The organism is Amycolatopsis sp. NPDC114505, assembly GCF_055633615.1.
Map to the genome: position 1 here is coordinate 2,072,404 of NZ_JBVKDV010000002.1, position 22,197 is coordinate 2,094,600.

General features: G+C 72.5%; 22 protein-coding genes. 8 read left to right on the forward strand and 14 right to left on the reverse strand.

Going from position 1 to position 22,197, the window contains the following annotated elements; genetic code table 11:
* Positions 1-16: 16 nt before the first annotated feature.
* The gene (locus tag ACZ7OU_RS27645) at positions 17-1,294 is read right to left on the reverse strand and encodes a vanadium-dependent haloperoxidase (RefSeq protein WP_470257337.1); all 1,278 of its coding nucleotides are present in this window, start codon (positions 1,292-1,294) and stop codon (positions 17-19) included.
* Positions 1,295-1,409: 115 nt separating this feature from the next.
* Here ACZ7OU_RS27645 and ACZ7OU_RS27650 point away from each other — a divergent pair, with 115 nt between their 5' ends.
* Together ACZ7OU_RS27650 and ACZ7OU_RS27655 are read left to right on the forward strand one after the other, a co-directional pair.
* Positions 1,410-1,997 (forward strand): RNA polymerase sigma factor, encoded by a 588-nt coding sequence (locus ACZ7OU_RS27650; protein ID WP_470257338.1) that lies wholly within the window; start codon positions 1,410-1,412, stop codon positions 1,995-1,997.
* A complete protein-coding gene (locus ACZ7OU_RS27655) occupies positions 1,994-2,671 on the forward strand; it encodes a QcrA and Rieske domain-containing protein (RefSeq protein WP_470257339.1) in 678 nt (225 codons plus the stop codon). Before ACZ7OU_RS27650 ends, ACZ7OU_RS27655 begins: the two co-directional genes overlap by 4 nt.
* A gap of 4 nt (positions 2,672-2,675) precedes the next feature.
* On the opposite strand, the gene ACZ7OU_RS27660 is transcribed toward ACZ7OU_RS27655, so the two are convergent.
* Together ACZ7OU_RS27660 and ACZ7OU_RS27665 are read right to left on the reverse strand one after the other, a co-directional pair.
* Positions 2,676-3,443 (reverse strand): SDR family NAD(P)-dependent oxidoreductase, encoded by a 768-nt coding sequence (locus ACZ7OU_RS27660; RefSeq protein ID WP_470257340.1) that lies wholly within the window; start codon positions 3,441-3,443, stop codon positions 2,676-2,678.
* Complete coding sequence (locus ACZ7OU_RS27665; RefSeq protein WP_470257341.1) at positions 3,440-4,009, reverse strand: TetR/AcrR family transcriptional regulator; 570 nt, start codon at positions 4,007-4,009, stop codon at positions 3,440-3,442. The genes ACZ7OU_RS27660 and ACZ7OU_RS27665 overlap by 4 nt, the downstream gene beginning before the upstream one ends.
* 121 nt (positions 4,010-4,130) lie before the next feature.
* Between ACZ7OU_RS27665 and ACZ7OU_RS27670 the strand changes: the two genes are divergently transcribed.
* Positions 4,131-5,012 carry an SDR family oxidoreductase gene (locus tag ACZ7OU_RS27670; protein ID WP_470257342.1) on the forward strand — a complete coding sequence of 294 codons (882 nt, stop codon included), beginning with the start codon at positions 4,131-4,133 and terminating at the stop codon, positions 5,010-5,012.
* Here the strand turns inward: ACZ7OU_RS27670 and ACZ7OU_RS27675 are convergent.
* The 3 genes from ACZ7OU_RS27675 to ACZ7OU_RS27685 all read right to left on the reverse strand — a co-directional run bounded on the left by ACZ7OU_RS27675 (position 5,009) and on the right by ACZ7OU_RS27685 (position 6,899).
* Positions 5,009-5,743 (reverse strand): cupin domain-containing protein, encoded by a 735-nt coding sequence (locus tag ACZ7OU_RS27675; RefSeq protein ID WP_470257343.1) that lies wholly within the window; start codon positions 5,741-5,743, stop codon positions 5,009-5,011. The genes ACZ7OU_RS27670 and ACZ7OU_RS27675 overlap by 4 nt on opposite strands.
* Before the next feature lie 11 nt (positions 5,744-5,754).
* Entirely contained in the window at positions 5,755-6,312 is a 558-nt protein-coding gene (locus ACZ7OU_RS27680; RefSeq protein WP_470257344.1) for a TetR/AcrR family transcriptional regulator, read from the reverse strand.
* A 68-nt stretch (positions 6,313-6,380) separates the two neighbouring features.
* Entirely contained in the window at positions 6,381-6,899 is a 519-nt protein-coding gene (locus ACZ7OU_RS27685; RefSeq protein ID WP_470257345.1) for a winged helix-turn-helix transcriptional regulator, read from the reverse strand.
* A 93-nt stretch (positions 6,900-6,992) separates the two neighbouring features.
* On the opposite strand from ACZ7OU_RS27685, the gene ACZ7OU_RS27690 reads away from it, so the two are divergent.
* Positions 6,993-8,354, forward strand: coding sequence for an MFS transporter (locus ACZ7OU_RS27690; protein WP_470257346.1), 1,362 nt, complete (start codon positions 6,993-6,995; stop codon positions 8,352-8,354).
* A gap of 200 nt (positions 8,355-8,554) precedes the next feature.
* Here ACZ7OU_RS27690 and ACZ7OU_RS27695 read toward each other — a convergent pair whose 3' ends face one another.
* From ACZ7OU_RS27695 to ACZ7OU_RS27705, 3 genes are read right to left on the reverse strand one after another with little or no spacing between them, the layout of a single operon-like run.
* On the reverse strand, positions 8,555-9,193 hold the full coding sequence (locus ACZ7OU_RS27695) for an NADPH-dependent F420 reductase (RefSeq protein ID WP_470257347.1): 639 nt from the start codon (positions 9,191-9,193) through the stop codon (positions 8,555-8,557).
* Positions 9,190-10,227 (reverse strand): LLM class flavin-dependent oxidoreductase, encoded by a 1,038-nt coding sequence (locus ACZ7OU_RS27700; protein WP_470257348.1) that lies wholly within the window; start codon positions 10,225-10,227, stop codon positions 9,190-9,192. Before ACZ7OU_RS27700 ends, ACZ7OU_RS27695 begins: the two co-directional genes overlap by 4 nt.
* Positions 10,220-11,257: an LLM class flavin-dependent oxidoreductase gene (locus tag ACZ7OU_RS27705; RefSeq protein WP_470257349.1), complete on the reverse strand. Its 1,038-nt coding sequence runs from the start codon at positions 11,255-11,257 to the stop codon at positions 10,220-10,222. Before ACZ7OU_RS27705 ends, ACZ7OU_RS27700 begins: the two co-directional genes overlap by 8 nt.
* Positions 11,258-11,324: 67 nt before the next feature.
* Here ACZ7OU_RS27705 and ACZ7OU_RS27710 point away from each other — a divergent pair, with 67 nt between their 5' ends.
* A complete protein-coding gene (locus ACZ7OU_RS27710) occupies positions 11,325-11,792 on the forward strand; it encodes a MarR family winged helix-turn-helix transcriptional regulator (protein WP_470257350.1) in 468 nt (155 codons plus the stop codon).
* Here the strand turns inward: ACZ7OU_RS27710 and ACZ7OU_RS27715 are convergent.
* Together ACZ7OU_RS27715 and ACZ7OU_RS27720 are read right to left on the reverse strand one after the other, a co-directional pair.
* Entirely contained in the window at positions 11,789-12,895 is a 1,107-nt protein-coding gene (locus tag ACZ7OU_RS27715) for an acyl-CoA dehydrogenase family protein (protein WP_470257351.1), read from the reverse strand. The genes ACZ7OU_RS27710 and ACZ7OU_RS27715 overlap by 4 nt on opposite strands.
* Before the next feature lie 28 nt (positions 12,896-12,923).
* Positions 12,924-13,586: a TetR/AcrR family transcriptional regulator gene (locus tag ACZ7OU_RS27720; protein WP_470257352.1), complete on the reverse strand. Its 663-nt coding sequence runs from the start codon at positions 13,584-13,586 to the stop codon at positions 12,924-12,926.
* Positions 13,587-13,715: 129 nt separating this feature from the next.
* On the opposite strand from ACZ7OU_RS27720, the gene ACZ7OU_RS27725 reads away from it, so the two are divergent.
* Positions 13,716-14,933, forward strand: a complete 1,218-nt coding sequence (locus ACZ7OU_RS27725) for an oxygenase MpaB family protein (RefSeq protein WP_470257353.1) — start codon at positions 13,716-13,718, stop codon at positions 14,931-14,933.
* A gap of 38 nt (positions 14,934-14,971) precedes the next feature.
* Here ACZ7OU_RS27725 and ACZ7OU_RS27730 read toward each other — a convergent pair whose 3' ends face one another.
* Both ACZ7OU_RS27730 and ACZ7OU_RS27735 read right to left on the reverse strand, forming a co-directional pair.
* Complete coding sequence (locus ACZ7OU_RS27730; RefSeq protein ID WP_470257354.1) at positions 14,972-16,306, reverse strand: MFS transporter; 1,335 nt, start codon at positions 16,304-16,306, stop codon at positions 14,972-14,974.
* Positions 16,272-17,096 carry a MurR/RpiR family transcriptional regulator gene (locus tag ACZ7OU_RS27735; protein ID WP_470257355.1) on the reverse strand — a complete coding sequence of 275 codons (825 nt, stop codon included), beginning with the start codon at positions 17,094-17,096 and terminating at the stop codon, positions 16,272-16,274. Before ACZ7OU_RS27735 ends, ACZ7OU_RS27730 begins: the two co-directional genes overlap by 35 nt.
* 90 nt (positions 17,097-17,186) lie before the next feature.
* Here ACZ7OU_RS27735 and ACZ7OU_RS27740 point away from each other — a divergent pair, with 90 nt between their 5' ends.
* Entirely contained in the window at positions 17,187-18,638 is a 1,452-nt protein-coding gene (locus tag ACZ7OU_RS27740) for an aromatic amino acid ammonia-lyase (protein ID WP_470257356.1), read from the forward strand.
* Positions 18,639-18,782: 144 nt separating this feature from the next.
* Positions 18,783-20,915, forward strand: a complete 2,133-nt coding sequence (locus tag ACZ7OU_RS27745) for a N,N-dimethylformamidase beta subunit family domain-containing protein (RefSeq protein ID WP_470257357.1) — start codon at positions 18,783-18,785, stop codon at positions 20,913-20,915.
* 256 nt (positions 20,916-21,171) lie between these two features.
* On the opposite strand, the gene ACZ7OU_RS27750 is transcribed toward ACZ7OU_RS27745, so the two are convergent.
* Positions 21,172-22,104, reverse strand: coding sequence for a TerC family protein (locus ACZ7OU_RS27750; RefSeq protein WP_470257358.1), 933 nt, complete (start codon positions 22,102-22,104; stop codon positions 21,172-21,174).
* Positions 22,105-22,197: the final 93 nt, after the last annotated feature.

The following is a 22,197-nucleotide window of genomic DNA, read 5'->3' on the forward strand; positions in this document are numbered from 1 at the left end:
GTCCCCGCGCCGGCTCTTACGACCGCAGGACGAACGCGGCGACGTCGCCGCCGAGCTGCCGCCCGGCTTCGTGGTCGAGCCGGGTGTGGACGCCGGCGACGATGCGGCTCAGGCCCGCCTCGTCGGCGACGTCCTGGAACGTCGCGAACCGCCGGACGACACCCGGCAGCACTTCGGACGTCACCGTCAGCGCCCACCGCGGCCCGTACTCCTGCCGCAGCACCAGGGCACCGGCCTGCGAGATCACGCTGTGCGCGCCCGGGTACGCCGGATCCGCCGGGGTGGTGGCGAGGCTCGACCAGTCCGGGACGCCGTCCGTCGCCGGGTTGCCGTCTTCGCCGGCGAGCCGGATCGCGGTGATCGGGCGCCAGATCCGGTAGTGGTACTTGGCTTCGTAGAACGCGATCACCGCGTCGGCGAAGGCCAGGTTCAGCCGTGCGAACACGCGGGCCGCGACCAGGACGTTGCTCCGGGATCCGCCGACGACCGACTGGGCGATCTCGTTCCAGTAGTTCCAGATCGGTGCGGCCCAGAACCGCGCCTGCACCGTGCCGTCGGCGGTGCGGGTGGTGCTGGTGTCACGCCCGGCCGTCGCGACTTCGCGCAACGCCTTCGCGTAGCGGGCGCTCGCCAGCGGCGGGTAGGGCGTGGGCCGGAACCGGTCCGCCCGGTCGAGCACGAACGGCGTCACCGCGGCCCAGTGGGTGAACGCGGCGGGCGCGAACGCGGGCGGCGCCGGCCGGTACTGCCCGGGTGCCGTCCCCGGCGGCAGCACCGGCGGGACCGCGGCCGAGCCGTCGTTCGCGCGCAGGCCGAGCAGTAGCCGGGCGACCAGGTGCCCGGCCCGCACCCCGGCGGTTCGGCCCGCCGGGTGGACCGCGGCGAGCTGCCCGGCCAGCAAGCTCCCGAAGTCGGCGGCGCGGGTGGGGTACAGCGCGGCCAGGACGTCGTGGGCCGCTTGCGCCGCCGCCGCTTCCGGGGCGGCCGCGCCCGGGACGTCGACGGTGAACAGGTAGGGCCGCCCGGCCCCGGCCGTCGCGACGACGGCGTCGTGGATCGCCGCGTGCAGCAGGGCGAAGGCGCGGGTCGGGTGGACGGTCGCGGGCTGCAGGCCCGCCGTGCGGACGGTGGCCAGCAGCTCGCGGTTCCAGGCGAGGACGACGTCCGCACCTCCCGGCCGGACCGGGGCCGCCGGCGCGGCGGTGGCCGGCGTCGGCAGGCCGGTGGTCGCGAGCACGGCGGCGGCCGCCCCGCCGGTGACGAGCAGCTGCCGGCGCGACATCGATGTGGTCATTTCTCTCCCCTGGGGTGATCGGATGCTCCGCCTGCCGATACGACCGCCGGTTACGCGTAACCCGGTCGCTTATCCCTCGGGTGGCGGCAAGAATCGGCGGGGGAGAAGGCGGGCGGTGCCGGTGGCACAGAGGTTCCGGCGCAGACGCGCCGAGGGGGACGAGACGGCCGGGGGCGCACCGCCGCCCGCGCGGCTGCACGTGGTCGGCGCGGACGTCTACCCGGACTGGGAGGCGGTCTACCGCGACAACGTCGACCGCCTGTACCGCCTGATGTTCTCGAAGGTGGGCAACCGGCCCGACGCGGAGGACCTCACCACCGAGGTCTTCCTGACGGCGCTGCGGCCGCTGCGCGTCTCGGCGAGCATCGGCGAGGTCCGGGCGTACCTGCTGGCCACCGCGCGGACGGTGCTGGCCGGGCACTGGCGGCGCACGCTCGGCCGGGAGATCACGACCCTGGACGAGGAGCGCGACATCGCGGCGTTCGAAGCCGACGTGATCGACCCGCGGACGCCCGCCCGGGCCGAGGCGATCCTCGGGCGGCTGCCCGAGCGGTACGGCCGCATCCTGCGGCTGCGGTTCCTGCAGGCGTGCTCGCTCAAGGAAGCGGCGGCGGAGCTCGGCATCACCGTCGGCAACGCGAAAGTGCTGCAGCACCGCGCGTTGCGGCAGGCGGCGCAGCTGGCGGAAGGGATGGAGACGTGACCACTCGAGGCGTCCGCCGGTATGTCAAGGACCTCCTGCGCCGGCGGCGGCCGCGCCCGTTCGAGGCCGGCCCCGGGGACGAGGCCGAGCTGCGGACGGCGGTGCTGCTGCGTGCCGCGCGGCCGGGAGCCGGGGCGGCGGGCGAGGAGTTCGTCGCCGGGTTGCACCGGCGGCTCGTCGAGGAGCTCGGGGAGCCGGCGCCCGGGCGGGGCGGCAACCGCCGCCGGTTCATCCAGGTCTCCTCGGCCGCGGCGGTGGCGGCCGCGGCGGGCGCGGGCGTCGAGTACCTGGTGACCTCGGGCGCCGAGCCGGCGGCGGCGCCCGCGGAAGAGACGCTGCGGCCCGAGAACGGCGAGTGGCGGGCCGTCGTCGCCGCGCGCGACCTGCCCGAAGGCCGGGTGCTGCCGTTCGACTTCGGCGCGGTGGCGGGGTTCGTCCAGCGCACGGACGGCGAGGTCCGCGCGGTTTCGGCGACCTGCACGCACCTCGGCTGCCGGCTGAACCTGGACGCCCCGGCGCGGCGGCTGAACTGCCCGTGCCACCGGACGTCGTTCGCGGTCGACGGCGCGGTCCTGACGCACCAGCTGCCGGTGACCCCACCGCCGCTGCCGCACCTGGTGGTGCGCGAAGCCGGGGGAGTGGTCGAAGTACTCGTCCCGTCGGAAGGAGCGTGACCGGTCAGCGCAGGTACGAGGCGCCGTTGACGTCGAGGATCGCGCCGGAGCTCCACGCCGCCTCCGGGGAGGCGAGGTGGACGATCGCCGCGGCGACCTCTTCGGCCGTGCCCGCCCGGCCGAACGGGCTCTGGTCCCGCAGCGCGTCGCCGTCCGGGCCGGCGAGCTTGGACTCCTGGCGTTCGGTGGCGACGAACCCGGGCGCCACCGACGTCACGGAAATCCCGTGCGGTGCCAGTGCGAGCGCCATCGACTGACCGAAGGCGTGCAGCGCCGCCTTGCTCGCGCCGTAGGCCGGGTGCTCGGGTTCGCCGCGGAACGCGCCGCGCGAGCCGACGTTGACGACGCTGCCCGGGCGGCCCCGCTCGATCAGGTGCCGGGCCACCGCCCACGTGACGTTCGCGGCGCCGAAGAGGTTGACGTCGAACGTGCGCCGCCACGCCTCGACCCACTGGTCGTAGCCGACCTCGGCGACGGCGTGCCGGTTCCGCTCGGTCGGGGCCTGGGCGGCGTTGTTGACCAGGACGTCGACGCGGCCGAGCGTCGCCACGGCTTCGTCGACGACCTTGCGCGCGGCGGCGGGGTCACCGAGGTCGCCGGGGATGCTGGTGTGCCCGGACCCGTGCAGTTGCTCAAGGGTGGTCTCGGCGTCGTCGCGCCGGGTCGCGTAGTGGACCGCCACGCGGTAGCCGCGCGCCGCGAAGGCCACGGCGGTGGCCCGGCCGATGCCGCGAGAGCCGCCGGTGATCAGGACGCCTTGCCGCTCGGTCATCGTTCGCCTCCGGTCGACAGGGCCCGCAGGTCGTCGAAGGCTTGCGAGAGATGGACGTCCAGGGTCCGCGACGGGTCGTCGATCCAGGCCTGGGCCGCGTGGTGGAAGGTGGCCCAGCCGGTCTGCGCGGCCAGGGCGGCCGGCCCGCTCTGGACGCCTCGCTCGCGCAGGGCCGCCGCCAGGGCGTCGGTGAGGGACGCGTGCTTGGCCAGTTCGCGTTCGCGCAGCGCCGGGGTCGCGGCGATGATCGCCAGCCGCGGCTCGGAGAACGGGCGGTTGGCTTCGAGGATCCGCGCGGCCTTCCGGAACGCGCGCAGCAGGATCTCGAACGGCGTCAGGCCGTCGGGCGCTTCGGCGACCGCCTGGGTCATCGTGTCGCGCAGGTCGGCTTCGCCGTCGAAGAGCACCTCGCGCTTGTCCGGGAAGTGCCGGAAGTACGTGCGTTCGTTGACGCCGGCCCGCGCGGCGATCTCCGCCGTGGTGGTCCGGTCGAACCCGCGTTCCCCGTACAGCTCGAGCGCCGCCTGCTGGAGACGGCGGCGCGCTTCCGCTCCGCTTCGTGGCACGGGGCCGAGGCTACCGCATTCCGCCAGTGACTGGCGTCACGTTGCGCCAGTGTCTGGCACTACGCGTACTGTCAGCGACTGGCGCTAAGTAGTGCCATTCACTGGCGTTAAGGAGAGCGTTGTGCACGTCTTCGTCACCGGGGGTTCCGGCCAGACCGGACCCACCGTCGTCGCCGAGCTCCTCGCGGCGGGCCACACCGTCACCGGCCTCGCCCGCTCGGAGGCCGCCGCCACCCGGCTGGAGTCGTTGGGCGCCAGCGCATTCCGCGGTTCCCTGGAAGACCTCGACGGCCTGCGCCGGGGAGCCGAAGCCGCCGACGGCGTCCTGCACATGGCCTTCGGCGGCGACTTCGCCGATCCGGACGACCTGACGCGGCGCGACACGGCCGCGATCGAGGCACTCGGCCGGGTGGCGGCGGGCAAGCCGTTCGTCAGCACGTCGGGCACGCTGGTCCTGCCCGGCGGCCGGGAGGCCACCGAGCGGGACGAGCCCGACGCCCACGGCATCGCCGGCTTCCGCATCCCGGGCGAGCAGGCGTGCCGGGGGTTCGGCGGCACCGTGGTCCGGCTCGCGCCGACCGTCCACGGCCCGCGCGACCACGGCTTCATCCCGATGCTCATCGCCACCGCGCGCGAGACCGGCGTGTCGGCGTACGTCGGTGACGGCGGCAACCGCTGGCCCGCGGTCCACCGCCGGGACGCGGCGATCCTGTTCCGCCTGGCTCTGGAGGGGGCGCCCGCCGGGAGCGTGCTGCACGGGGTCGCCGAAAACGTGCCGTTCAGAGCCATCGCGGAGACGATCGCCCGCAAGCTCGACGTTCCGGCGGCCTCGATGTCGCCGGAGGAGGCCGCGACGCACTTCCCGAGCCCGTTCATGGCGCGGGTGTACGGCTTCGACGGGCCGGTTTCCGGTGTGGACACCCGGCGACTGCTCGGCTGGGCTCCCACGCACCAGGGGCTGCTTGAAGACCTGGAAACCGGCGACTACTTCGCCGCGGCCTAACTGTCCAGCGGGTCGAGGCGCGGGGTTTCGCCTGGCCCCGCTGGGAAGTGGGCGATGAAGGTGACACCGTTCTCCTGCGCGTCGAACCGCGCGATCCGCGTGGCTTCCGGCTCGTAGAAGACATCTCCGGGCCGCAGCACCGACGCGGGCTCGCCCTCGATCTCGTACACCGCCGAGCCGGCCTCGATGCTGCCGAACACCGGTCCGTTGTGGACGTGCAAACCCGAGCCGTGGCCGGGGGCGATCGTGATGCGGCGGATCTCGACGTGGTCGACCATGCGGGGTGCCGGAAGCTGTTGCTCCAGCACCAAAGTCCGGGTCACGGGCGGTTCGGCGGCGGCCGTGACCTCGACGCCGGCCACCGCGTCGCCGAACTCCGTCGCGGCACCGTCCTCGGGGATCTCCTCGATCGCCAGGTGCGTCATCGACGACGTGTCGGTCGCGCCGTGCCAGTGCCATTCGCCGGCGGCCACGCGGACCGTCTCGCCGGGCCGGAGGAGCTGGGCCGGGCCGCCTCGGCGTTGCACGTACCCGGTGCCGTCGGTGACGACCAGGACCTGGCCGAGCGGGTGCCGGTGCCAGCGCGTGCGGGCGCCGGGCGCGAACTGCACGCGGTCGACCCGGGTCCGCGACGGACCTTCGGGGACGGCGAGCGACGTGACCCACGCACTGCCGGAGATCACGTCGGCGGGCGCGGGAGCGCTGACCAGGGGAACGGGGAGGACGTGCACGAAAGGACTCCTCAGAGGGCGGTGAGCAGGGCGAGGACGCCGGAAACGGCTTGGTCGAACGGTTCGGGCGCGGCCGCGGCGCGAGCCAGCACGTAGCCGCCCTGCAGGACGGCGACGACGGTCGCGGCCAGGGCCGCGGTGTCCAGGCCGGCGGGCAGCTCGCCCGCGGCCCGGCCCTCGTCGAGAACCTCGGCGAGGCGGGCCCGCAGGCGCGTCAACGTCGCGTCGACCGGCGCGCGCAGCTCCGGGTCGGCGACGATCTCGGGGTCCTGCGTGAGCCGGCCGATGGGGCAGCCCCTGAGCACTTCGCGCTCACGACGCAGGTACGCGGTGATCCGCTCGACGGCGGTCCCGGGCGTGCGCAGCTGCGCCTCGGCGGCCGCCAGCAGCTCGTCCGCGCTGCGCCGCACGGCTTCCAGGGCGAGCTCCCGCTTGCCGGAGAAGTGGTGGTACATGCTGCCTTGCCCGGCGCCGGCGTGCTGCTGGATGGCCTTGGGGCTGGTGCCCACGTAACCGCGCTCCCACAACAGCTCGCGGGTGCTGTCGATGAGCTGCTTCCTGGTGTCCACGCCGAGGACTGTACATACTAGTAGGTACAGAATCCAGAGCGCCGTCCACGTTGAGGGGCGACCAAGGCTCAGTGCACGGGCTGGAGAAGGCGCCGCGGGTGCGCGAGGATCGCGCTGACCTGGCCGTCTTCCGGCGACGGCGGGGTCAGTCCCGGGCCCGGCGTCATCACCGTCTCGGCGAGCGGCACCTCGTCGCCACACCGCAGGCAGGCGCCCGACTGCGCCACTTCGCCCTCGCAGCCCGCGTGGACGTACACCCGTCGCCGGCCGCCCGGCGCGTAGTGCTCGTCGCCCCACGCCGACAGGGCGCGGACGGCAGGCCAGAGCCCCCGCCCCTTCGCCGTCAGCTCGTACTCGCTGCGCTTGCCGGGTCCCGGCACGCGCTCCAGCACGCCTTCGGTGATGAGGAACTCCAGTCGTTCGGTCAGGACCGCGCGCGGGATGCCCAGGTGCTCGGCGAAGTCGCTGAAGCGGCGGACGCCGAAGACGGCGTCGCGGACGATCAGCAGCGTCCAGCGTTCTCCGACGACCTCCAGGGCGCGGACCATCGAGCAGGCCTGGTTGGTGTACTCGCGGGGGAGTGCCATGCGACCAGTCTGCCACAAAAGAGTTCGTTCATCGAACCAACCGTGCTAGCCTCTCGGCGAAAGAGTTCGGTGACCGAATCAATGGGAGTCCGCATGGCCAGCCGTCCCGGTGCCGTCCTCGTCGCCTCCGGCGGCGCGACCCTGCTCGCTCTCTTCGTCTTCACCGCGCCGCTCTCGATCGTCCCGGCCGTGGCCGGCGGCCTCGGGGCCGGCGCGGTCGCGACGTCGTGGATCCTCAGCTCGATGAGCCTCGGGCTGGCCGTCGCGCTGCTGCCGGCCGGCGCGATCGGCGACGACTTCGGCCGGCGGCGCGTCTTCGTCGCCGGGGCCGTCGTGACGGCCGTCGGGTCCGTGCTGTGCGCGGTCGCGCCCGGGCCGCTGACGTTCATCGCCGGCCGGGTCGTCGAAGGCCTCGGCGGTGCCGCGCTGATCGCGTGCGGCCTCGCGGTGCTCGGGCCCGCGTTCCCGGACCCCGCCGGCCGCGCCCGCGCGAGCGGCCTGTGGGGCGCCTGCGTCGGCGCGGGCATCGCGATCGGCCCGCTGGCCGGCGCGGCCCTCGACCACGACTGGCGCGTGCTCTACGTCGTGATCACGGCGCTGTCGCTCGGGGTGGCCGTGCTCGGGCGGGTCCTGCTGGAAGAGTCCGTCTCGGGGCGGGCCCGGACGGTCGACCTGCCCGGCGCGCTGCTGCTGGGCGGCGGCCTCGCGGCGCTGCTGGCCGCGTTGACCGAAGGCAGGCAGGGCTGGACGAGTCCCCTCGAGCTGGCCTTGATCGCGGCGGCGGTCGTGCTGCTCGCCGCGTTCTTCGCCCACCAGAACTCCTCCGGCGGCGGCATGCTCGACCTGACGCTCTTCCGCCGCCCGGCACTGGTGTCGGCGACGGCGGGCGCGTTCGTGGCCGGCGCCGGCGTCACCGCGCTGATGGCGTTCCTCTGCACGATGCTCGAAAACGGTCTCGCGCTGCGTCCCCTGACAGCGGCGCTGGTGGTGCTGGCCTGGTCGGCGACGAGCGTGGCCTCGGCGCTGCTGACACGCCGGCTCCCGGTCACCCTGTCCGGCGGCGCGCGGATGAGCGCCGGCCTGGTCGTGGTGGCCGGGGGACTCGTCCCGCTCGCGTTCGTCACCCCGGGCTCGGGGCCGGCATTCCTCCTGCCGGGCCTGGCGGTGGCGGGCTTCGGCACGGGCATCGTGAACGCGTCGCTGGGGCGCGAAGCGGTGGCGAGCGTGCCGCCGCAGCGGGCCGGGATGGGCAGCGGCATCAACAACACCAGCCGCTACGTCGGCGCCGCGCTCGGCGTCACGGTGGTCAGCGTGCTGGCCGTCCACGCGACCCCGGCCGCGTTGACCGCGGGCTGGAACACCGCGGTCCTCGTGGGCATCGCGGTGTCCCTGGTCGGCGCCGCGGCGATCGCGGCGCTGACCGTCCGGGCGAAGCGGGCCGTGGTCGTGGCCTGATGCGCCTCGGCAGCCGGACCGGCTTCGGTGCTCAGCGGAGTGGCCCGCTGCACCATCGCCGACCACCGCACCTACCGCGGCCCGAACCTGGAGGCCGCCGCGGCGTGCGGTCGATGCCGGCTGGTGGGAGCGCAGACCGAGCAGCACCTGCGGGCCGCGCTCGGCACCCGGGACCGACCGGCCACGCGAACGCGACTTTCCTACGAAGCGGCGGCCGAAGCGGGGAACCGGTCGAGCATGACGCGCAGCTCATCGGCGCTGACGTTCGCCCCGAAGGCTTCGGCGCCGGGCTCGAGCCGCACCCCGTCGGCCAGGGAACCGGCGACCAGCGGGTCGAAGCCCAGCGCGTCGACCAGGTCCGCCACCCGTGTCACGTCGGCCGGGTCGTCACCGGCGATCGCGATCGCCTTCCGGCCCGGCGTCCCCGCGGGGCGGGCCTCCTCCTCGAGGTCGTGGTACCCCATGTGGTTGAACGCCTTCACCACCCTCGCTCCGTCCAAAAAGGACTGAACGGTCACGCTGGTCGACACGCGCAGGTCGTCGCGGACGCCGTCGACCTCCCACCAGTAGTTCATCGCGTCGACGACCAGCTTCCCGGCCAGCGCACCGGCCGGGAGCGTGCGGTACTTGCCCAGTGGCAGCGCGAGGATGACGACGTCCGCTTTCGCCGCCGCCTCCGGCGCGGTCGTCGCGACCGCGCCGGGCGTGAGGACGTCAATCGTGAGCGCGATCTTCTCCGGCGCGCCCGAGCCCGCGACGAGCACGTCGTGCCCGGCGGCGAGCGCGAGCCGCGCCAAGACGGTGCCGACCTTGCCCGCGCCGAGGATGCCGATGATCATTTCGCCTCCGTCAGCAGGTCGCGCACCATCGGGATCACCCGGGTGCCGTACAGCTCGACCGCGCGCAGGCGGGCGCTCGCCGGTTGCGATCCGGAGCTGTAGATCAGGTCGAACCGGCCGACGCCCAGCTCCGCGACCGCGCCGGCGATCTTGCGCGCGACGGTCTCGGGGGAACCGATGTACAGGGAGCCGTGCTCGATCTCGTGGTCGTACTCTTCGCGCCGGATCGGTGCCCAGCCCCGCAGCGCGCCGATCCGGTCGCGGATCACGCGGTAGCGCGGCCAGAACACCTCGCGGGCCTCCTCGTCGGTGTCGGCGACGAACCCGGGGGAGTGCATGCCGACCGGGTGGGCGGTGGTGCCGAACTGCGCGGCGGCCCGGCGGTACAGGTCGAGGTAGGGCGCGAACCGCCCCGGCGCCCCGCCGATGATCGCCAGCATGAGCGAGAGGCCGTGGTGGGCGGTCCGGATGACCGACTGGGGCGAGCCGCCGACGCCGACCCACGTGGACAGCCGGCCGGCGTCGGTCTTGGGGTAGACGTCGGCGTCCGCCAGCGCCGGCCGGTGCTTTCCCTGCCAGGTCACGGGTTTCTCGTCGAGCAGCCGCACGAACAGGTCGAGCTTCTCCTCGAAGAGTGCGTCGTAGTCGCTCAGGTCGTAGCCGAACAGCGGGAACGACTCGGTGAACGAACCCCGGCCGAGGATGACCTCGGCGCGCCCGTCCGAGAGGGCGTCGACCGTCGCGAAGCGCTGGAACACGCGGACGGGGTCGTCGGAGCTCAGCACCGTGACGCCGGAGGACAGCCGGATCCGCGAGGTGCGGGTGGCGATGCCGGCCAGCACGGTTTCGGGCGTGGAGATGGAGTACTCGGGGCGGTGGTGCTCGCCGAGGGCGATCACGTCCACCCCGATCTCGTCGGCGAGGACGGCTTCGTCGACGACCTGCCGGATGGCGGCGGCGTGGGACAGCGGCCGGCCGGCGTCGTCCTCGGGGACGTCGCCGAACGTGTCGAGGCCGAACTGGAGGTCAGGCACGGGAAGGCTCCTTCGCGAGCAGTTCGCGCACCCGCGGCGCGACCTCACGGCCGAGCAGCTCGATCGTCCGGGCGCGAGCGTCCCGCGGCAGGTGCATGATGTCGTACTTGAGGTCGAAGCGGCTCAGGCGCAGGTCCCGCGCCACGGTCGCGATCTTGCGGGCGACGGTCTCGGGGGAGCCCACGAACAGGGCGCCGGTGTCCACTTCGGACAGATACCGGTCCCGGTCCGGCGGGTAGAAGCCGCGTTCGGCGGAGATCCGCGCGACGACCGGCTGCCAGTACTGCCACCACGTCTCGACGGCTTCTTCGTCGGTGTCGGCGACCAGGCCGAGCGAGTGCTGGCCGACCGGCTGCGGCGACTGCCCGAACTGTTCGAGCGCGCGGTGGTACAGCTCGACGTGGCCGGCGAACCGCTGCGGCCGTCCGCCGATGATCGCCAGCATGAGCGGAAGGCCGTAGCGGGCGGCGCGCACGACGGAGTCCGGGCTGCCGCCGACGCCGATCCAGGTGGGGATCCCGCCCGGGCGCATCCGCGGGTGCAGCGTCTGGTTCGTGAGTGGTGCCCTTACGTCGCCGGACCAGGTGACGCTGTCCTCGCGCTGCAGCCGCACGAACAGGTCGAGCTTCTCTTCGAAGAGCCGCTCGTAGTCGGCGAGGTCGTAGCCGAACAGCGGGAACGACTCCGTCGCCGAGGCCCGGCCGAGGACCAGCTGGGCACGTCCGTCCGAGACCGCGTCCAGGGTCGAGAACTCCTGGTAGAGCCGCACGGGGTCGTTCGTGCTGAGGACGGTCACGGACGTGCCGAGCTGGATGCGCTCGGTCGCCGTCGCGATCGCCGCCAGCAGGACGGGCGTCGCGCTGTCGTTGTGCCCCTCGCGGTAGTGCTCGCCGACGCTGAAGACGTCCAGGCCCGCCGACTCGGCCAGCCGCGCCTCCTCGACGAGCAACCGGACGGTCTCCGCGTCGCTCAGCGCGCGGCCGCCGTCCGTGGCGACCTCGCCGAACGAGTTCAGTCCCAGTTCGAACACCGTGACTCCTTTGATTGACACGTCAATCATCCGCTCGATATGATTGACGTGTCAACTAGGAGGCAGAGTGACGGAGACGACACGACGCCGGCGCGTGCTGCCGACCACGGAAGAGCTGCGCGTCTGGCGCGGGTTCATCGAGACGGCGGAAGCCCTGCGCGCCGAACTGGGCGCGCGGCTGCAGGCGGAGTGCGCGCTTTCGCCGGGGGACTACGCGGTGCTGCTGGCGCTCAGCGAGGCGGACGGGCAGAGGCTGCGATCGTCACAGCTGGCCGACGACATCGGCTGGGAGCGCAGCCGCCTGTCCCACCACCTCGGCCGGATGGAGAAGCGCGGCCTGATCCGCCGCGAGGAGTGCCGAACGGACAACCGCGGCGCCGAGGTGGTGCTGACGGAGGAAGGTGCGGCGGCGTTCCGCGCGGCGACGGTCCCGCACCTGACGGCGGTCCGCGAGCTGTTCGTGGACGCGCTGACCCCGGCACAGCTCACCGAGGCGGGCGAGATCGCGGCGGCGCTGCGGGCCAGGCTCGGCTAGAGGCCGTACGTCTTGCCGATGATGTCGCGCTGGATTTCGCTCGTGCCGCCGTACACAGTCGACACCACCGTCGACCGGAGGAGGCGTTCCATGCCGTACTCGGTCGCGTAGCCGTAGCCGCCCATCATCTGCATTCCGTCGAGTGCCATGGCCTTCGCGAACTCCGTTGCCTTGAGCTTCGCCATGGATGCCTCCCGCGGCAACGGTTTCCCGCCCGAAGCGTCGATCTTGCGGGCGACGTCGTGCACCAGCAGGCGGGTGCACTCCAGCTCGGTCGCGTGGTCGGCGATCCGGTGCCGCAGGGCCTGGAACGAGCCCACCGGACGGCCGAACTGCCGGCGCTCGCGGACGTAGGACACCGTGTCGTCGAACGCGCGGCGGGCCGTGCCGAGCATCAGGGCCGCCAGGATCATCCGCTCGAGGTTGAGCCCCGCCATCAGCTGCCGCCAGCCCTGGCCGACCTCGCCGACCACCGCGTCCGCCGGCAGGGCGCAGCCGGTGAAGTAGAGGTCGTTCACCTCGCGCCCGCCCATCGTGTCGATGCCGTGCACCGCCAGGCCCTCGACGCCGGCCGGCACCGAGAACATCGTCAGACCGTCGTGCTTGCCGCCGTCGGCGGACGTGCGCGCGACCAGCAGGATGTGCCGGGCGAGGTGCGCGTTGGAGCACCACGTCTTCTGCCCGTCGATCACCCAGCGGCCGTCCTGGCGAGCCGCCTTGCACGCCAGCGCTCCGACGTCGGAGCCCGCGCCGGGCTCGGACATCGAGACGGCCAGCACCTCGCCGCGGAGGAAGTCGCCGAGCACCGCGCGCTTGCGGTCCTCCGAGGCGAACTTCTCGTACGACGCCGCCGTGATCACCGACGTGGCGAACCCGCCGATCGGTGCCTGGTGGTAGGCCGTCGTCTCCAGGAACAGCACCAGGTCCAGCATCCCCTGGCCGGCCCCGCCGTACTCCCGCGGGACGGCGACGCCGAGCCAGCCGGGCTCGGCCATCTTCCGGTACAGCGCGTCGTCGTGCGGGGTGGTCCGTTCGCCCACCTCCCGGCGGCAGAAGTCGTCGACGGCGGCGACGAAGTCGCGTTGCTCGGTGGAAAGGCTCACGAGTGCTCCCGGCGGTAGGGGTACGAGCTCAGGCTTCGAGCATGGGGACGAGGTAGCGGCGGGCCAGCGCGGCCAGCTGCTCCTCGTCGTCGAGGTCGATGACGTGGCTGGGGATGGCGAGGAAGGAGCCGGACATCCGGACCATCAGCTCGGCGACGACGTCGGCGTCCAGCTCGGCGCGCACGTTCCCCGCGTGCTGCTCCTGCCGGAGCTGGCCGGCGACGAACGCCCGCACGGTGGCCAGCGTGCGCCCGTCGTCGGTGATCATCGACGACGCGAGCAGGCCCGGTTCCGCGGCCATCAGCCCGCCGATCAGCGGGTTGCCCCGGATGGCGCGCAGGGAGCTCACGAAGCCGAGCACGACCCGGTCGGCGACCGTCTCGGCCTGCTTGATCTCGACGAGGAACCGGTCGAAGTAGCGGCGGTACTCGCGGCGCACGACGTGCTCGACGAGCGTGTCCTTCGTCGCGAACCGCCGGTAGACGGTGATGCGGGAGAGCCCGGCGCGCTTGGCGACGTCCTCCATCGTGGACCGCTGGATGCCCATCCGGCAGAACTGCTCGTAGGCCGCGTCGAGCACGCGAACGCGGATGTCGTCGGTGTCATCGACCTGTTCGACGGCGTCGATGTAGGCGCGCTCCAGCAGTGACTCCGCGCCCGGGGCACCGATGAACGGCTGGTCCACAACCACCTCCTGATCCTTCCACTCGGGGGCTTGCAGGGGTCAGCACATCATGCTCTGATACAAGGAGGCAAGTCGCGTATCACTGTACCTGAATGTTCGAGCATCACTGTTGATCTCGGCTCCGGAGGAGAAGCGATGGCCAAGGACGAAGTCAGCCGGCGGCTCGCGTTGAAACGCGGCGGGACGCTGGGAGTGCTGGGCGCGGTGACCGTGGCGTCGCCGGCGTTGTGGACGTGGCCGGCGGCGGCGTCGGTCGCCCGGACCGGGGCGGGCGCGGATCCCCGGTGGGTGTGGGACCCGGAGGCCGACGCGCTGCTCGCGTCGGTCATCGACCGCGGGGACGTGCCGGCGGTGAACGCGCTGCTGCGGACGTGGAAGAAGAACGGCCAGGCGCTGCCCGAAGGCCTGCCCGCCGACGTCCGGGACTTCGTCGAGCGGGCGCGGCAGCTGCCGTCCTGGGCCGACTCGGGCAAGCTCGCCAAGTCGTTCGCGTTCACCGAGAAGCGGGGGCTCTACCTCGGCATCCTGTACGGCCTGGCGAGCGGGATGATCAGCACGGTCATCCCGCACGAGGCGCGCGCGGTGTACTACTCCAAGGGCGGCGCGGCCATGAAGGACCGCATCACCAAGACCGCCAAGCTCGGCTACGACATCATGACGCGCAACGCCTTCGCCCCCGACGGCGAGATGATCGTGACGTGCGTGAAGACCCGGCTCGTGCACGCCGCGGTGCGCCACCTGCTGCCGCAGTCACCGCAGTGGACGGGCACCGCCGACCAGACGGTGCCGATCAGCCAGCGCGACATGCTCGTCACGTGGCACAGCCTGCCGACGACCGTGATGGGGAAGCTGACCTCGTGGGAGGTGCCGATCCCGCGCGCGGAGTCCGAGGGGTTCCTGCACTCCTGGCAGCTGACCGCGCACATGCTCGGCATCATGGACGAGTACATCCCGGCGTCGTGGACCGAAGCGAACACCCAGGCCGAGCAGATCCTGACCCCGGTGCTGGCGCCGACCGACGAGGGCATCGCCCTGGCCGACATCCTGCTCAACCTCGGGTCCACTGTGGATGGTGGCGTGCTGAGCACGCACGTCCTCGGTGCGTTCACGCGGTTCATGCTCGGCGACCAGATCGCGAACTGGCTGCACATCCCCCGCGAACCGGTCTGGGACCCGCTGCTCGAGGTGGCGTGGGGCCCGTTCATCGCGGTCCGCGAGGGCCTGCTCCCGTTCCCGCTGGCCCCGGCGGCGTACTGGACGTTCGACGAGATCATCCGCCAGGCGACGCTGCTGTTCCTGTCCGAGGGGAACCCGATCAGCATCGAGATCCCCGACGCGAACCGCCCGTCCTGACCGCCCGGGGCCGCCGCTTCCGGGCGGCCCCGGGTTCGTCAGTCCAGCATGGAGTTCTTCGTCTCCGGGGCCCACTTCACCGACACCACGAGCCCCACGACGAGGACCAGCGTCAGGATCAGCATCGTCGGGGAGAAGCCGATCCCGTCCAGTGCCAGCGGGAGCAGGAACGTGCCGATCGCCGAGCCCACGCGGCTCAACCCGTTCAGCAGCCCCACGCCCGAACTGCGCAGGTCCGTGGGGAACAGCTCCGGCGGGTACACCTGGTCGAGGTTGACCGCCGCCGACATGGTGAACGTGAAGACCAGGAACAGCGGGAACAGCAGCGCCGTCGGGGCGTCCGGCCAGAGCGCCATCGGGGCCATCGTCGCGATCAGCACCACGAACGACCAGATCGTCAGGCCGCGGCGGGTCATCTTCGCCACCAGCCACAGGCCGCCGAAGCTGCCCAGCAGCAGGAACAGGTTCAGGACCCCGTCGCTGGTCGTGTCCTCCTCGCCGATGCCGATCTTGAGCAGCACCAGCGGCAGGAACGTGTAGATCGCGAAGTACGGGATCACCTGCGCGTTGTAGAAGATCGCGCCGAACGCCGTGGCGCGCCGGTACCGCTTGCCGAACAGCTCGCGGTAGCGCGCCCGCCGCTCCGGGCGGTGGGTGGCCACCAGCCGCTCGAACGCGGCTTCGTCGCCGCGCAGCCGGCGCACCACCGCGCGGGCCTGGTCGAGCCGGCCCTGCGTGAGCAGCCAGCGCGGCGACTCCGGGACGCCGATGCGCAGCAGCACCACGGCGATCGCCGGGACGCAGCTCGTCGCGAGCAGCCAGCGCCACGAGTCGCCGCCCAGGGAGACCAGGTAGTTGCCCAGGAAGAACGCCGCGACGTAACCCACGGTCCACAGCACCGTCAGGGAAGCCAGCAGCCCGCCGCGGTACTTGCGGGGGACGAACTCCGCGACGAGCGTCGGCCCCAGCGCGTAGTCGGCGCCGATGCCTATCCCGATCAAAAGCCGCAGGATGAACAGCTGCACGGGATCCTGGACGAAGAACTCCGCGGCCGACGCGACGGCGATCAGCAGGAAGTCCACTGTGTACAGTCGCTGGCGGCCGATCTTGTCCGCCGCCCAGCCGACGAGCACGCTGCCGAGGAAGATCCCGATCAGCGCCGACGCGCCGAGCAGTCCTTCCCACACCGCGCCGAAACCGAGCGAGGAGGCGATCACCGGCAGGGCGATGCTGATGATGCCCAGCTCGTAGCCGTCGGAGTAGTTGGCGCAGAACGTCAGCGCCGTGATGCGCAGGTGGAACCGGTTGAGGGGGACGTCGTCAAAGGCCGTGACCGCTTCACTCGGGGAGGAAGAGGTCGTGCTCTGCGGCATAGTCTTCGAAGCCTTCCAGTCGTTGCCGGGCCGTGGCGCCGGCCGCGTCGGCCATCGCCTCGACCAGCGCCACGGTCAGCGAGACGACCGCGGCGTGGGAGTCGAACACGAACTCCGACGCGACACCCGCGCTCAGCACGTCGTCGGCGAGGGGGGTGAGCGCCGTGACGGGCCGGTCCGTGATCAGCAGGGTGCGCAGGCCCAGCGCGCGGGCCTGCTCGAGCGCGGCGGCGCTTTCCCGCGGGTAGCGGGGGAGCGCGACCAGGACCAGCGTCCGGGCGCCGCACCGGTGGGCGTGGCGCAGGGAGTCGCCGAAGACGCTGCCGGAGTCGGTCAGCAGCCGGACGTCCGGGTGGATCTTCGTGGCCAGGTAAGCGAAGGAGGCTGCCTGCGCCGACGAGACGCGGTAGCCCGTCACCACGAGCGGGACGGACTCCATGAGCCCCGCCGCGAGCGTCCGCAGCCGGGTGTCGTCGGCCAGCTGCGCCCGCAACGCGCCGAGGTTGCGGAGATCGGCGTCGATGGCGTCCTGGAACTTGTTGCCACCGCACTCCGGCTCGGGCTCGGCCGCGGCTTCGCGCAGGTAGCGGCGGAACCCGGCATAGCCGTCGAAACCGAGCAACGCGACGAACCGGGTGACCGACGGCTGGCTGACCTGCGCGTACTCGGCGAGCTCGGCGCTGGTGAGCGCCACGGCCTCGGCCGCGTGGTCGGCGAGGTAGCTGGCGATGCGCCGCTGCGCCGGGGTCAGCCGGTGGGCGGTGAGCAGCTCGTGCAGCGACCGGGACACCGGGCCTCCGTCCTTGTGTGAATGAGTAGTTTCATGTCACCTTAGGAATGAATGAAAACTTGTCAAGAGCGCTTGTTAGGGAAGGTGGCGATGACCGACACCAACCGCATCGAGATCAGCGGGACCGGCCTCCGGTGCGCCGACGTGGTGCGCGTGGCCCGGCGCAGCGCGTCGACGGAGCTCGGCGCCGACGCGGTGAAGCGGGCGGAGGCGGGCTACCAGCTGGCCGTGGAGCTGGGCGCCAAGCGCGCGGTGTACGGCCGCACGACCGGGGTCGGCGCCAACCGGCACACCGTCGTCGACCCGGAGTCGGCCGACCACCACGGCCTGCGCCTGCTGCGCAGCCACGCGGGCGGGACCGGCGAGCCGCTGCCCGACGACGCCGTGCGCGCGGTGATGGCCATTCGCCTCAACCAGCTCGCCGCCGGCGGCAGCGGGGTGCACCCGCGGCTGCTGGAGGTGCTGCAGACGGCGTTGCGCGTCGGCGCGCTCCCGCACGTCCACTCGCGCGGCGCCATCGGCACCGGCGACCTCGCCCAGCTCGCGGAGATCGCCCTGACCCTGGCGGGGGAGCTGCCGTGGGCGGCGGGCGACCTCGACCCGGTCGCGATCAGCCCGGGCGACGCGCTCGCGTTCATCTCCAGCAACGCCGCCACCCTCGGCGAGGCCGTGCTCGCCTGGCACGACCTGAGCCGGCTGCTCGCCGCGAGCCACGTCGTCACGGCGCTGACGTTCTGCGCGCTCGGCGGCTCGGCCGAGGCGTACTCGGAACGCGTCCACGCCGCCCGCCCGCACCCGGGCGCCGTCCGGTGCGCGGCAGAACTGCGCCGCCTGCTCACCGCCGCCGGCGACCTGCCGGAGGGTCGCCGGCTGCAGGACCCGTTCGGGCTGCGCGCGTTCCCGCAGGTGCAGGGCCCGGCGCTGGACGCCGCGGCCGCCGTCGAACGCGTCCTGGCCATCGACATCAACGCCGCCGCGGAGAACCCGCTGATCGACGTCGAGACCGAGCAGGCCTACCACCACGGCCAGTTCTCCACCGCGTACGTCGCGCTGGCGTTCGACCAGCTGCGCGCGGCCCTGCACCACGTCGCGGAGCTGTCCACCGCGCGCCTCGGCGACCTGGTGGAGCCCGACCTGAGCGGGCTGCCGCCGTTCCTCGCCGAGGGGCCGGCGGGCAGCTCGGGGATCATGATCCTGGAGTACGTCGCGCACGACGCGCTGGGCACGCTGCGGCACGCGGCCTCGCCGGTCACCCTCGGCACGGCCGTGATCTCCCGCGGACTGGAGGACCACGCGAGCTTCTCCACGCACGCCGTCCGCAGCACGGTCGCCGCCACCGCCGCGTACCGGACGGTGCTGGCGTGCGAGCTGCTCGGCGCGGTGCGCGCGCTGCGGCTGTCCGGCGCGCCGCTGCCGGACACCCCGCTGCGGGAAGCGTTCCGGCTCGCCGACGGGGGCCTGTCGCACATCCCGGAGGACCACCCGCTCAGCGCGGAGATCAAGCAGTCCGAGCGCTTGCTGGACCGCCTCGCCGTGCTCTGACAATTGCGACTACCGGCGCAGATCGCCACCCACGGTTGCGCTTATCGGGTAGTCGTCACCCGATCGTGTAAACCTCCACGGCCTCTCGTGCGCTTGAGAGGTAGGCGTCCGCGAGGGGCGTACGCCGAAAGCGTGGGGGTGAGCATGGGATTCATCACCGGTCGTGAAGAACTTCCGATCAGCGAAGCCGAAGTGCCCGAAGGCTACCGACGGGCGAACGAAATGCCGGCGGCCGCCGCGGCGGCGGTCTCGGCGGCCGACCCGCACCAGCGGTGGAGCCGGTTCGTCGGCGGCGGCGACGGCATCCTCTACGGCGTCCAGGCGGACGGGGCGCTGTACTGGTTCCGGCACAAGGGCTGGTCCACCGCCGCGTTCGACTGGGCCGGCGGCGGCTTCGGGGTGCAGATCGGCTCCGGGTGGCAGGACTTCGTCACGGTGCTCGGCGACACCGGCGGCGTCCTCTACGGCGTTCGCGGAGACGGGACCGTGCTGTACTACCAGCGGATCGTCACCGACCTGGAGACCGGCGCGGGCTCCTGGGCCAACGGCGGCACCGGCGTCGTCGTCGGGACCGGGTTCGACGCCTACCCGCGGATCTTCGGCGGCCCGGGCGGGGTCATCTGGTGCGTCGACGCCGACGGCGTCCTCCACCGGTCGCGGCGGATCAACGGCACCTTCGAGACGCCCGAGGCGCTCGGCGGCGGGTTCAACGTCGCGCGTTACCTGTTCGCCGACACGGGGAACGTCATCTACGCCGTCGGCGGCACCGGCGCGCTCACCTGGTTCCGCTACCGCGACGGCGAGGGCTGGGCGAACGACGGGTCGCCCATCGTGATCGGCGACAGCGACTGGTTCGAGCTCATCCGCCGGGACCTGTTCACCGGCGTCGCCAACGGCGCCATCTACCTCGTCCGGATCGACCACTCGACCGTGCCGGGTGACGACGGCGACCTCATCGAGCTGCGGATGACCAACTTCCAGACCGTCGACATCGACGGCGGGGCGCAGTGGATCAACAACTCGACCGGCCAGCTGGTCGGCCAGGGCTTCACCATCGAGCGCAGCGCCGGCCTGCAGGGGTACGCGCAGCGGCAGAGCGTGCCCGCCGGCGGCCGGGTGTCCATCGCGCTGTCGACGGCGTTCGGCTCGGTCACCGCGCAGCTCGTGCGCGTGGTGCCCGGCGGGGACACGCCCACGGCCGTCACCGGCACGACGACCGTCACCGGCGGGATCCAGGCGCTGCCGTCGAACTACCGCTCGGCCGGGTGCGGCTGGGCCGAGCGCTACGGCGTCGCCATCCCCGCCGGCTGGCCGTCCGGGGTGTACTCGGCCCGGTTCACCGGGCCGTTCGGCCGGGTCCAGCACATCCCGTTCGTGGTGCGGCCGGCGGCACCCGCGCAGAAGATCGCGGTGGTCCTGCCGACCAACACCTACCACGCCTACAACGGCTGGGGCGGGCACGACCAGTACTCCGAAGGCCAGCCCGGCGTCCGGCGCGTGATCTCGTTCCTGCGGCCCAGCTACGACTGGCTGATCGCGCCGAAGGGGCAGTACGACAACGAGCTGTGGAGCGACCTGGAACTGCTGCGGTGGCTCAGCGGCGAGCAGATCGGGTTCGACTGCTACACCGACCGCGACCTGCACACCGGCGGCTGGCTCCCGTCGTACAGCGCGATCGTGCTCGGCGCGCACCCCGAGTACTTCTCGATGACCATGCGCACCAACCTGGCGAACTACATCGCGGCGGGCGGCAGCGTCATCGCCATGGGCGGCAACCAGATCTACGAGCGGGCCGAGTTCAACACCGACGGCACCAAGCTGACGTTCCGCGCCGCCGACGGCAGCCGCGACCTGTTCCTCGACCACTACGACCTGCCGGAGTCGCAGCTGCTCGGCGTCAACTTCGAGTACGAGGGCTGGATGACGTTCGCGCCGTACGAGGTGCTGCACGACCACCCGTTCCTGGCCGGCACGGGCCTGTCGGTGGGCGACGAGTTCGGCGCGGACGGCCGCAACGGCGCGGCGAGCGCGTGGGAGTTCGACACGCTCCAGGGCTTCGACGGCGAAGTGCCGCCGTCCGCGGTCATCGCGCAGGGCACGAACCCGACCGACCGGGCGGGCGCGGCCATGGTCTGCAAGGAACTCCCGGGCGGCGGCTTCGTGTTCAGCACGTCATCGCTGACGTTCAACGGCGCGATCCGGGTGGACCCGGCGGTGCAGCAGCTGCTGCGGAACGTCTTCGCCCGGGCGGTGGCCCGGCCGGCACCGGGCGCGTGACCGGCGCGGGGTGGTCCGGCTCGCCGGACCACCCCGGCCGCCCGCTAGGTCGGCGGCGGGCCGACGGCGGCGGCGCGGCGGTAGTCGCGAAGGATCTTGAAGTTCTTCATCCGGGCAGGACGTGCTCGACGCGGGCACGGACCTTGCGGTGAGTCTCGGCGATGCCGGAGGGGCTGCGACGCTGTGATCACCTGCACCACACCGACAGGATCAACCACTGGACCAGACAGCCCGACACCGTGTTACGAGACATCCCTTAGGTCGGCGGCGGGCCGACGGCGGCGGTGCGGGTCTTGAGCAGGCTCGCGACCACCGCCGTCGCGAGGATCAGGCCGACCACGCCCAGCGAAAGCGCTGTCGGGATCTTCCAGATCTCCAGCAGCAGCATCTTCGCGCCGACCCAGACCAGGACCAGCGCCAGGCCGAGCTTGAGGTAGACGAAGCGGTGCATGAGGTCGGCGAGCAGGAAGTACAGGGCGCGCAGGCCGAGGATGGCGAACGCGTTCGAGGTGAACACCAGGAACGGTTCCTGCGTCACGGCGAAGATCGCCGGGATCGAGTCGACCGCGAAGACGACGTCGGTCACCTCGATCAGCACCAGCACCGCCAGCAGCGGCGTCGCCACCCAGCGGCCCGCCTCGCGGACGAGGAACTTCTTGCCGTGGTGGACATCCGTCGACGGGACGAGCCGGCGGAACGCGCGCAGGACGACGTTCCGCTCGTAGTCCACCGTCTCCGAGCGGTGCAGCGCCATCCGGATGCCCGTCAGGACAAGGAAAGCGCCGAACACGTAGAGGATCCAGGCGAAGCTCGCCAGCAGCGCCGAGCCGGCCGCGATGAACACCGCCCGGAAGACCAGTGCGCCGATGACGCCGTAGAACAGGATGCGGTGCTGGTGTTCGCGGGGCACGGCGAAGTAGCCGAAGATGATCGCGAACACGAAGACGTTGTCGACGGCCAGGGACTTCTCGATCACGTAGCCGGCGAAGTACTGGCCCGCGAGCTCCGCGCCCCAGACCCACCACACGACGGCGCCGAACGCGACACCCAGCGCGACCCACACACCCGACCAGGTCAGGGCTTCGCGGACGCCGACGACGTGCGCCTTGCGGTGGGCGAAGAGGTCGACGGCCAGCATCAGCAGGATGACGCCCAGCACGGCGGCCCAGGCCCAGATGGGGACGGTCACAGCACACTCCTCCGGTTCGGTCGCGAACCGGAGGTCTCCCCGACCACCCGAAGGTGGTGCCGGCACCGGGTCTGCGCAGTGGCAGCCGGATTG